At 48.2% G+C, this 12,397-nt stretch carries 3 protein-coding genes; all 3 read right to left on the bottom strand.

What is annotated here, in order from left to right:
- Positions 1 to 127: 127 nt before the first annotated feature.
- Complete coding sequence (locus KI655_RS09440) at positions 128 to 5,578, bottom strand: glutamate synthase-related protein (RefSeq protein WP_285404070.1); 5,451 nt, start codon at positions 5,576 to 5,578, stop codon at positions 128 to 130.
- Between the two features lie 512 nt (positions 5,579 to 6,090).
- Positions 6,091 to 7,560: a glutamate synthase subunit beta gene (locus KI655_RS09435; protein WP_285404068.1), complete on the bottom strand. Its 1,470-nt coding sequence runs from the start codon at positions 7,558 to 7,560 to the stop codon at positions 6,091 to 6,093.
- The gene (gene gltB, locus KI655_RS09430) at positions 7,560 to 12,107 is read right to left on the bottom strand and encodes a glutamate synthase large subunit (protein ID WP_285404066.1); all 4,548 of its coding nucleotides are present in this window, start codon (positions 12,105 to 12,107) and stop codon (positions 7,560 to 7,562) included. Before gltB ends, KI655_RS09435 begins: the two co-directional genes overlap by 1 nt.
- Between the last annotated feature and the right edge of the window lie 290 nt (positions 12,108 to 12,397).

Here is a 12,397-nt window from a genome sequence, read left to right as displayed (position 1 = left end):
ATTTAATACTTTGCCTGTCCTTAGGCGATAATACTCGTCATATTTGAATCTACAGCGTTGTTAACTGCTCACGTTCACCCTAATCACATAACAAAACTATGCTCATAGGGCTGAACGTGCTTGTTGCCTAGCTGTAGACCCAATTATTTTGAGTATGGGCTTCTTGTTCTGCTTGTTCGATCTGCTCGCGGATCACATCGGCAAAGGTGTAGCAGTAAAGCGTTGCTAGGCGCTGATTGATTGGCTCAATCGCTTTCATATCTTTGCTGATATCTTGTTCTCTTGCCATGATCCACACAGTTGTGCCGCGGCTGTGGGTATCCCACACATCGCGTCTCTCGAGTGAAGCCTTGTAGTCTTGAATGCGTTTGTTAGCGAGCAGTACTGAAAGTTCATCGTCGCTGTAGTTAGAGACCGCTTCCTTAACATCTTTAAGCAGTTGGTCGTAGAGCTTTTTATCTTTCAGCTCAAACATTCGTTGGATCACTTGAGCATCACCGGCGCTGTTTTTAGCGAGTTGATGAGCTCGATGCAGCACGCCACTGTGGGTTAATAGATCACAGATGAGCGGTGTATCCATATCGCCATACTGTGGGCTCAATCCATTAGACAGAGCCTTTTGATCACGGTAGGCAAAGTGCACCGCTTCGATCAGGTTATTGGCTTGGCCTTGGATGAGCTCTTCCAGCATCTGCTTACGCGTGTGAGAGGTCAGAATACTCTCTGGATGTTGGCTGTGTAATAGAGCAAATGGAACTACAAGCGTGAACAAGGTGCGACTGGTCGGCCAATCTTTGAGGATACGCTGCGCCTTGAGTGAACCAGTAAAGCGAACGTGCTGTTCTAGGTGCCATTTAAGTGCTTCTTCGTATCCCGGGTTTTGTTCAATCAATGGCACTGTGAGTACTGAGTCGGCGCTGCAGCTATTTACGAATTGACCATCGATGTCGTACTGGTAAGCAATACCACCAGACATGCCGTTGCCGAAGCCTTTACCAAAGCCTCCAAGGTTGATCACTGAGCCGTTAGTCATGTATTCACAACAGAAGTCACCAACCCCCTCAACCACGGCTACAGCACCAGAGTTACGTACTGCAAAACGGTCGCCCGCTTCGCCTTGAACAAAGGCTTGGCCGCCAGTTGCGCCAAACAGTGCAAAGTTGCCGATAAGGACGTTGTTGCCTGCTTTCAGTTTACGTTGACTTGGCGAGCGAACCACAATATGACCGCCACTTGAGCCTTTACCGACACCGTCGTTACAGGTACCAGTGTGCTCCATGACCAGACCGCTGTTATTAAATGCAGCGTAACTTTGACCTGCACTGCCGTGGCTTTTGACAACGATAGACTCGGCATCAAAGAAACGACGACCATTAGCCGCTGTGAGTGTTGCTGGGTGTTGTTGCGCCTTGCTTTGGTAGTTCAGGGCACGCTCGATGTCGATTGAGAGTTGACCACCTGTTGATTTGTTGCGGTTATTGAGCTTACCCGCATCGAGAACAATGTTGCGCTCTTCTTGTTCAAAGTAGTCAGCGAGTAACTGTTCAATAAGGTTGTCATCTGGCGTGAAGTCAGCTTCTAGATAAATGGGTTTCGCAACCTTAACAAGGTCGACTTCGCGCAGTAGACCGGTGACATTGAGCTTACCAACAATGCTGTGGTGGTTAGCAAGGTGAAGCAGCTCACTCTTACCACGGATCTCTTGCAAGCTGCTGTAGCCGAGGCGAGCCAAGATCTCACGAACCTCGTGGGCAACGTTTAGGAAGTATTGAGCAAGGGCTCGTGGATCGCCTTGATACAACTCTGGGTTGGTCGTCAGGCCGGCTGGACATTTCACATTACAGTTTTTAGCCATTACACACTTGAGCATCATCAGTGCTGTGGTACCGAACTCAAATGAGTCGCCGCCCATGATGGCAGACTTAATGACGTCGATACCAGTTTGGTGTGCGTTCGAACAGCGAAGTGTGACTTTATCGCGCAGGCCGTTTTCGCTGAGTGCTTGGTGAACTTCGGCAATACCGATCTCTGCAGCACGTCCTGTGTTTTTCAAACTGGTTACGGCCGCGGCACCGGTACCACCGGTATTACCCGCAACGTTAATCACGTCTGCCCCTGCTTTGGCGACACCAACGGCGATGGTGCCGATACCTTCTGACGATACCAGCTTAACGATCACGCGCACGCGAGCGGCTTTAGCGTCGTGGATCAACTGACCTAAATCCTCAATCGAGTAGGTATCGTGGTGTGGCGGCGGACTGACAAGTTCCACGCCCGGAGTACCACCACGTGCAGCGGCAATTTCTACTGTCACTTTTGGTGATGGCAGCTGACCACCTTCACCCGGTTTCGCCCCTTGAGCGATCTTGATTTCGATCTCTTCAAGCTGCGGGTCTGCAAGGTAGCCGACCCAGACACCAAAACGACCTGAAGCAAACTGCTTAATCTTGCTCGACTTGATTGAGTTGAAGCGAGAAGAGTGTTCACCCCCTTCGCCTGAGTTACTCATCGCACCTGCTATGTTGGTGCCTTGTGCCACGGCTTGGTGCGCGTTGGCGTTAAGCGCACCGTGACTCATTGCGCCAGAAGCAAAGGCTGGCGTAATCAGGTGAGCTGGCTCGACTTGCTCAAGCGCAATCGATGATTTGGTTGATTTAACGCGAGATAAGAAAGCTTCAAGAACAGGCTTGGCGGTAAGATGTATCGTTTCATCGACGACAGCGACACGCTCTATTTTTTCTGACCAAGTGGTCTCAATCGCAATTCTTAGTGAGTTAATAAGCTCACGGTTATTAAGAGTAAGAACAAATTGGTTAGCGACCTCGGAAGACGCTTGCACCTCTAACCCTGACCACAAGTAGTTTACATTGCCTTCAAAGTGGAAGCGGTCGAGTAGGTGAGAGAACTCATCGGCACTCTTAGCTTGATTGAAGTTCAGAGGCAATAACAAGATGTCTCGCAACGTCGCAGGACGTGTTTCACGCTCACGATACAGATTGTCAGCAAAGGCGCGATAAGCGGGCGTTACTTGGAACTTATCGATCTCTTCAGGGCTGAGTTTCTCATAGCCAGTCTGCTTGTAGGCGACATCTTCGCTGGTGGCGACGGTTGATTCAAGCGCTTGCTCAGCAACGGGGTCAACGTAGCGCACCTCTTCCTGCGTCATGTTGATGTACTCACGAACCGCGGTATTACCGAAGCTGTGGCCCGCGCCATCTTGGCGTTCTTTAAACAGACCTAGTAATGGAATCTGATTCTCTTCATTGATCGCTAGGGCTTTAAAGTGCCACTTTGCTGAGCTCCACGCGAGATCATCAAACTGTGCCCCGCCAACTGGCGAGCTGATATTTGGGAAGAAAGCCTTAAGCTGTTCTGAGTCGGTATCAAGGAAGTTAGACTCGAAGAACTCACCACCGATGTAGCTCTCTACTGTACACAGGCCAAATTTACCCATGGTCTTCATCAGCGACTTTTCGCAGGCTTTTTGGAAGTTCTTGAGCCCTTGTTCGATAGATTGGTTGTTACACAGCGTTTTCGCTCTGTGGTAAACCGAGACTGGGCATACCGCAGAGATACCAAAACCAAGAATACATGCAATGTCGTGGCTACTTGCAGCTTGGCCCGTTTGGTAAATCACGCTGGCATCAAAGCGCAGGCCACGCTTGATTAATCGTTGGTTAACTGCTGTTGCAACTAAAATAGCGGGTAGGGCAGCTTTGCCATTGCCAATCTGCTTATCGCTTAACACGATGATATTGGTACCGCCCTCAACCGAGCTTTGAATTTGGTCGCAGAGGGAAGTTAGTGCTTCTGATACGCGCTGTGCGTTGTCTTCACGGCTGTTTAATGTCGGGTTAAATAGGGCGTCAAATGTCTCTACTTTGATGCGATCTTGCGTAAAAATCTGCTCAAGTTGCTGTGGTTGAAGAATTGGAGATTCAAGCACAAGCTGAACCGTTTCGGTTGGGCTGAAGTTAGGTTTGGCCCCCAGCGCAACACGCAGCGTCATACCATCCGATTCACGTAAAGAATCGAGAGGTGGGTTGGTGACCTGTGCAAAGCGTTGGCTGAAGTACTTGGACATGCCGCCTTCTTCGTCGGTCAGCACGTTTGGCGCTAGGCCAAAGCCCATCGCAGTGATCTTTTCTGCACCATGCTCAATCATAGGATCAAGGAAGAATTTAAAGCTCTCTTGGTTTAGAGAGTAAGCCACGTGACGACTGTAGGCGCTAAAGTTATCGTTCTCGGTCACTTTATCGAGAGATGACGCTTCAAGGTCACCCAGTGTAATACGTGCCGATTCAAGCAGCGCGCTGTAGTTACGCTCTTTAGCCAGAGTTTCGAGGATCTCATTGGTCTCATAGCTACGACCCGTTGCGTGATCGAAATAGATCATGCCGCCAGCTTGAATTCGACCAAATCGGACAATCTCTTCTGCAGGAAAATCGATCTGACCGGCTTCACTCATCACAGCAAGGTAGCGGTCTGTCTCAACGCTACGTAATGGACGAAGGCCTAAGCGGTCTAGTCGAGCACCCACCTTCTGACCATCGGAGAAAATCAGAGCCGCTGGGCCATCGTTTTTCTCTTCCGATAGGCTGAAGTACTCAAGCATCGCTTTCACTTCAGGAGAGAGACGCTCATCGTTTTCCCATGCTGGTGGCATCATTGCCAGTACTGCTGTCACGATATCCAGTTCATCTTCAACCACGCGGCGCGCCAGTGTTTGGTCGAGTCGAGCGGAATCGGACTGACCCTTTGGAAAGATAACGCGCTTTTGCTGCTGTCGAGCGATGGCATCTTCACTGAGTCGGTTTTTCTTGTCGGTATTCAATTCACCATTGTGCGCCATGCGACGGAAAGGCTGTGCCATCATGGTGGCAGGCGCGGTATTGGTCGAAAAACGCGTGTGGAAGAATAGGGTAGTGATGTGATGCTCTGGGTGGCTGAGATCGCTAAAGTAAGGGACGACCTCCCATGAGTTTAAGCGACCTTTGTAGACCTGAGTCTTTGAGCTCATCGATAAGGGATAGAAGCCCGATAGGTCATCATCGGTAAAGCCAACCGATTCAATCTCACCTAATGCGAGGTTGATTTGGTGTTCGAAATGTTCAGCGTTGCGAGACAAATCACCATTCAAGAATACCACCTGCTGAATGGATTGCTGCACGGCGCGTGATGCATCATTGACGGCCGATGGGTCAATTGGGACTTCGCGCCATAGTGCGATATCCAATTGATATTTAGATAGAAAGTTTTCTATGAGTTGTTTTGCTTGAGTATGGTGTTCACGATTGAAAGGAAAGAAAAAATTCGCAACACCAAAATCGCCTGACTCAAGGTTTGAGGTCTTAAGTAGATGACGGTAAAAGTTAATCGATAGGTCAATGTTGACCCCTGCGCCATCACCAATGCCTTCTGCATTCATACCCCCACGATGTGGAATAGTACACAGAGCTTGGTGGGCCAGTGATAGCAATTGATGGGTCTGTTCACCAGTTTTATCGGTGATGAAGCCCACCCCACAGCTGGAGTGTTCATGCTCGCTGTCATAAAGCGAGCGATATTCCTGATTCATTCGATCATTTCCTTGATTGCTTGCAGTTGGACTGCGGGTTCCTTTGGCATGTATCACTACAGTGCCGAAGCCTCAGCTTATAGCCCAGTCGAGTGCGAAGCCGTTCGCAGCATCGATTTGGGGAAACCAACCTAACTGCTCCTGCAGAAAAATTGCTGGTTTTCTCATTGAACGATTCTTGTTCTTTTAAAGCGATCTCCATACTTATCATGTTAAAAAATTGATAGCAAGTAGTTAGGTTTCTAGCTCAAGGTTATTTGAATAGTTAATTAATCTAAATAATCGAACCAAAATTAACCGGTTCGATTCTTTTGTTGTTGTTTTATCGTATTTTTTAGACTTATTAACCCAGTTGATAATGATTATTAATCATAATTGTTGCATGTGGTTTTTTCGTCTTAATTCATAAAAAATGGATAAATAGATAAATAATGAGTGACTGGAATCGGAGATACAAAAAAGGCCAACACAGAGTGTTGGCCAAAAGTTTGGAAGGAATTGTTATTAAAATTCTATGCGGAAAGCATCAAAGAGTTAGCTTTCGCTTCAAGGTTTGAATTGCCCATTAGGTAATCGTCGATCGCGATAGCACACTCACGACCTTCGTTGATACAACGTACAACCAGAGATTGACCAGTACGCATATCACCCGCAGCAAACACACCTTTCTGACTTGTTGCGAAACCATCCGTTGCCACGTTTCCGCGCTCGTCTAGTTTGATATCAAGTTGAGCAAGTACACCTGTTGGTTCTGGATGTAGGAAGCCCATCGCTAGGAACGCCATGTCACATGGAATAACACGCTCTGAGTTTGCTACTTCTTCAAACCCTGGGCGTTCACCTGGCTTAGCATCTTGCCAAACGATATCAGCAATACGTAGACCAGTGACTTCGCCTTTATCGTTACCGATAAATTCTTTGGTCAGAATGTTCCAGTGACGCTCACAACCTTCTTCGTGAGAGGTGGTTGTCTTCATGATCATTGGGTATTGAGGCCAAGGCATGTTCGCAGGACGCTTCTCTGGTGGGATCGGCATGATCTCAACCTGAGTCACACTTGCTGCTTTGTGACGGTTAGAGGTACCCACACAGTCAGAGCCCGTATCACCACCACCGATAACCACAACATGTTTGTCTTTCGCGTGAATCTCTTCACCCTTAAGATCCATATCGTTCGCACGGCGGTTGTTTTGACCAAGGAATTCCATTGCGAAGTGAACGCCTTTCAGTTCACGACCTGGAACTGGAAGGTCACGTGGAACCGTTGAACCACCTGTTAGCAGTACAACATCGAACTCTTGACGAAGCTGCTGAGCATTCACATCAACACCGATGTGCTGGTTAACTTTGAACTCAACGCCCGCTTCGGCCATAAGGTTAACCTTACGGTCAATTACGTCCATACCCAGTTTAAAGTCTGGAATACCGAAGCGCAGTAGGCCACCAACTTTTTCATCACGCTCAAATACAGTCACAGAGTGACCTGCACTGTTGAGCTGTTCAGCCGCTGCAAGACCTGCAGGGCCAGAACCGATGATTGCAATAGTTTTACCTGTGCGAGAACGAGGCGTTTTAGGTTTTGCGTACCCTTCACGGTACGCAGTTTCTACAATTGTCTTCTCGATATTACAGATAGTGATTGGGTCTTGGTTGATACCAAGAACACAAGCGCTCTCACAAGGAGAAGGGCACACGCGACCTGTGAATTCAGGGAAGTTGTTGGTAGAGCTTAGAATGTTCCAAGCCTCTTCCCAGCTGTCACGGTAAACCGCGTCGTTAAATTCTGGGATGATGTTACCAATCGGACAACCGCTGTGGCAGAAAGGGACACCACAGTCCATACAACGAGAAGCCTGAGTATTGATCTTGTCGCCAAACTCTTCGTTAAGTACGAACTCTTTGTTGTCTTCGATACGAACCGATGGGTCGAGCTTCTTTGGAAGCTCACGACCGTGCTCTAAAAATCCAGTAGGCTTACCCATTATACTGCCTCCACTTGTTCCGTTTGTGCTTGCTCTGCTTCAGCCTTACGCTTTTGAAGTACCGCTTTGTAGTCGCGCGGCATAACCTTAACCATTGAGGCTAGGCTTACTTCAAAGTTGTCTAGGAAAGACTGAGCAACTTCACTTCCTGTGAATTGAACCTGCTTAGTTAGCATCTCTTTCAGTAGTTCACGATCTTCTTCTTCGATTGGATCTAGGTCTACCAACTCAGGGTTTAGCTTAGTTTCGAAGTCACCAGACTTATCCCAAACGTAAGCCACACCGCCACTCATACCTGCCGCAAAGTTACGACCTGTTGAGCCAAGGATTACTGCGACACCACCAGTCATGTATTCACAACCGTGGTCACCAACACCCTCTACAACCACTTTCGCGCCTGAGTTACGTACACAGAAACGCTCACCCGCCATACCGCGAATGTATGATTCACCAGAGGTCGCGCCGTAGAAACATACGTTACCGACAACGATGTTATCTTCAGCAACGATGGTTGATTTCGCATCTGGGTAAAGTACTAGCGTACCGCCAGATAGACCCTTACCCCAGTAATCGTTCGCATCACCCTCCACTTCGAACTTCACGCCCTTAGCAAGGAAAGCACCGAAAGATTGGCCCGCAGAACCATTGAATTTCACATTCATTGGTTGAGGTAGACCTGCGTCTTTGTAAACCTTAGAGATTTCGTTCGATAGCATGGTACCCGCAGAGCGGTCCGTGTTGATGATAGGGAATTCCGCGTCTACGGCTTCGCCTTTTTCGAGTGCTGGAATCGCAGCTTGAATCAACTTACGGTCTAGAACTTCTTCTAGGTTGTGGTTCTGCTGTGTTTGGTTGTAAACACCATCTTCATCACGAGCTTGCTCAATGTGAAGCACAGGAGACAGATCTAGGTTCTTGTATTTCCAGTGTTGGATGTCTTCACGCACTTTCAGTTTGTGCGATTGACCTACCATCTCATCGATAGTGCGGTAGCCAAGCTCAGCCATCACTTCACGTAGACCTTCAGCCATGTACTGGAAGAAGGTTACTACGTCTTCTACGCGGCCGTCGAAACGTTCACGCAGAGTCTTATTCTGTGTTGCGATACCAACAGGACAGGTGTTCTTATGACACTTACGCATCATGATACAGCCTTCAACGACAAGCGCTGCTGTTGCTACACCCCATTCCTCAGCACCCAGTAGCGTTGCTACTGCAAGGTCGCGAGGAGTTTTCATCTGACCATCAGATTGAACCACGATACGGTTACGTAGGCCGTTCTTCAGAAGCGTTTGGTGCGTTTCTGCTAGACCTAGCTCCCAAGGTAGACCTGTGTGACGGATAGAAGACATTGGTGATGCACCTGTACCGCCATCGAAACCAGCGATAAGTACAACGTCAGCTTTCGCTTTAGCAACACCTGATGCGATGGTACCAACACCCGCTTCCGATACTAGCTTCACGTTTACACGGCCAGCGCGGTTTGCGTTCTTCAAGTCGTAGATCAGCTGAGCCAAATCTTCGATTGAGTAGATATCGTGGTGCGGCGGTGGCGAGATTAGACCTACGCCCGGAGTCGAGTGACGCGTTGCACCGATCCAGTCATCAACCTTATCACCTGGTAGTTGACCACCTTCACCTGGTTTCGCGCCTTGAGCCATCTTGATTTGTAGCTCATCTGCGTTAGTCAGGTAGTAAGACGTCACGCCGAAACGGCCCGATGCAACCTGTTTGATTGCAGAGCGTTCCCAATCACCGTTCTCTTTGCGCTCGAAACGCATTGGGTCTTCACCACCCTCACCAGAGTTCGACTTCGCGCCAATGCGGTTCATCGCTACTGCCAGTGTTGAGTGCGCTTCGTAAGAGATCGAACCGAATGACATTGCACCTGTTGCGAAACGCTTGAGGATGTTTTCGATTGGCTCAACTTCTTCTAGCGGGATTGAACCTGCTGGGTTCTTAACAAAGTCTAGTTGGCTACGTAGCGTTGCTGCGTTATCGCCTTGGTCATCTACCGCTTTCGCGTATTTCTTGAACTGAGCGTAGTCTTTGTTGCGCGTTGATTCTTGTAGTAGTGAGATAGTCTCAGGGTTAAACAGGTGTTTTTCACCACGTTGTTTCCATTGGTAAACACCACCAACATCAAGAACTTGTACTGGGATTTCACGCGTTGGGAAACCGATACGGTGACGTACTAGAACTTCCTTCGCGATGTCATCGATCGTTAGACCTTGGATACGTGAAACCGTACCAGTGAAGTACTTATCAACCACAGACTTGCTGATACCAAGCGCTTCAAAGATCTGTGCACCGTGGTAAGACTGCAGCGTAGAGATACCCATCTTCGAGAAGATCTTCAGAAGACCGCCGTTGATTGATTTACGGTAGTTTTCGAACAGTTCGCGAACGTTTGTCTCTGGATCAAGCTTCTTCGTACGCTGCAGATCAACCATAGTTTCAATAACTAGGTATGGGTTGATAGCGTTTGCGCCGTAACCGATCAGAGTTGCAAAGTGGTGCGTCTCACGCGCATCACCTGTCTCAACCACGATGTCACACTTCGCACGCAAACCCTTACGGATTAGGTGGTGGTGAACTGCGCCAACCGCCAGCATTGCTGGGATTGCTGCGTGGTTAGAGTTAACCGCACGGTCAGTTAGAAGGATGATTGAGTAACCATCGATAACTGCATCTTCTGCGTACTGACAGATACGCTTAAGTGCGCGCTCTAGTTTTCCTTCGTCTTCGCTTGCTTGGAATACGATGTCTAGCGTTTTCGCTTGAAGGTGCTCATTATCGATAGCACGCAGTTTTTCTAGCTCAGAGTTAGATAGAACTGGCGACTCAAGCTCTACTTTTTGACAGTGTTCTGGAGACTCAGCAAGTAGGTTCTGATCCTTACCTAGGTAAGTGTTCAGCGACATAACCATGCGCTCACGAATCGGGTCGATTGGCGGGTTAGTTACCTGAGCAAACAGCTGCTTAAAGTAGTTTGATAGATGTTGTGACTGGTGCGAAAGAATCGCTAGCGGCCAGTCGGCACCCATTGCAGAAAGTGGCTCTTTACCATCTTTCGCCATCGGTACAATGATTTCGTTGACTTCTTCAGAGCTGACACCAAACGCTTGCTGCTTGTGCAGTAGCTTCTCTGGTGAAGGCTGGCTGAATTCGTTGCTCGCATCTGGCAGTTTTTTCAGGCTCAGTAGGTTCTCTTCAACCCACTTCTCGTATGGCTGTGCTGATGCAATGCCGTCCTTCACTTCTTCATCAGAAATGATGCGACCTTGCTCTAGGTCAGCGACGAAGATACGACCTGGTTGTAGACGACCACGGAACTCAACGTTCTCTGGTTCGATTTCAACAACACCAGACTCTGAAGCCATTACTAGGAAGTCATCTTTGGTCACTGTGTAGCGAGAAGGGCGTAGACCGTTACGGTCAAGGGTTGCACCTACTTGAACACCGTCAGTGAAACATACAGATGCCGGGCCATCCCACGGTTCCATTACGTTCGCGTGGTACTGGTAGAACGCGCGACGAGTTGGATCCATGTTTTTGTTTTCTTGCCATGCTTCAGGGATCATCATCATTAATGCGTGTGGCAGGCTGCGACCAGATAGAACTAGGAGCTCAAGTGCCATATCGAAGTTAGATGAATCCGAGCTGCCTTCCTGACAGATAGGCAGTAGCATGTCGATCTCAGCCTGAGTGAACAGGTCAGATTCGATGATCGCTTCACGGGCTTTCATCCAGTTCAGGTTGCCGCGAACTGTGTTGATTTCACCGTTGTGAGCGATGTAACGGAAAGGCTGTGCTAGACGCCAGCGAGGGAATGTATTGGTAGAGAAACGAGAGTGAACTAGCGCAAGAGCACTTACCATCGTTGGGTTTTGTAGGTCTAGGAAGTACTGAGGTACTTGTTCAGTGGTTAGTTGACCCTTGTACACAACCGTCTTGTAAGACATAGAGTTGATGTAGAAGTCATCACCAATGTTAGACACACTCTCAAGGCATACTCGAACCGTGTAGTTACGTAGAACGTACAGTTTACGCTCTAACTCTTCAGGTGTGATACCTGGACCACCAGAGATAAATACATGCTCGAATTGAGGCTCTGTGCTCAGTGGGTCTGCGCCGATCATTGAGTTATCAGTTGGCAACACACGGTAACCGATTACTTCTAACTCTAGGCGTTGTGCATTGCGCTCCAGAATGTCACGACACTGTGCGCGTTTGTGTTCATCTTTAGGGAAAAGTACAACACCAACACCGTATTTTTCAAAAGATGGCAGCTTGATACCCAGCTTTACCGTCTCTTCAAGTAGAAATTCGTGTGGTTTTTGCAGCAAGATACCTGCGCCATCACCTGAACACGGATCGCAGCCTTGGCCACCACGGTGTTCCATTCGAGCTAGCATATCTAGTGCTTGGGTCACTACTTCATGAGACTTACGGTTTTTTAGGTGAGCTACAAAACCGATACCACAAGCGTCATGCTCCAATTCAGGAGTATACAGACCCTGTGAGTTCTGCTCTTGATCTACCATAGATACATCCTTCCAGTTAAATCTAGGCGTAACTAGTTTGCACTTAGTCAGCCTTGTCCTTTTATATTTATGAGTCTAAACCTGCCTGTGCTGGCGGTTTGAGTCCTTTCTGTCTCTCGCAGGAAAAATTTTGCGAGAAAAACAATCCTTAGTGATATCCATTTATTTTTGACCACAAACTAGTGGTTTATATAGGTGGGATTTGGATAACACCGACTTATTAGCAAGTTTGAGTTGTAATAAATTGCTCAAAAAAGGCCAATATGTGTAAGTATCCTACAATTTTGTTA

Origin of the sequence: Vibrio sp. D404a (genome assembly GCF_030248535.1) — a bacterium.
Classification (GTDB): domain Bacteria; phylum Pseudomonadota; class Gammaproteobacteria; order Enterobacterales; family Vibrionaceae; genus Vibrio.
The sequence above is the reverse complement of the archived record's forward strand: the minus strand, read 5'-3'. Positions and strand labels throughout refer to the sequence as shown.

Bases quoted from the DNA above. Each gene is read 5' to 3' on its own strand.
- KI655_RS09440 (WP_285404070.1), bottom strand. From the start codon at position 5,578: ATGAATCAGGAATATCGCTCGCTTTATGACAGCGAGCATGAACACTCC.
- KI655_RS09435 (WP_285404068.1), bottom strand. From the start codon at position 7,560: ATGGGTAAGCCTACTGGATTTTTAGAGCACGGTCGTGAGCTTCCAAAG.
- gltB (WP_285404066.1), bottom strand. From the start codon at position 12,107: ATGGTAGATCAAGAGCAGAACTCACAGGGTCTGTATACTCCTGAATTG.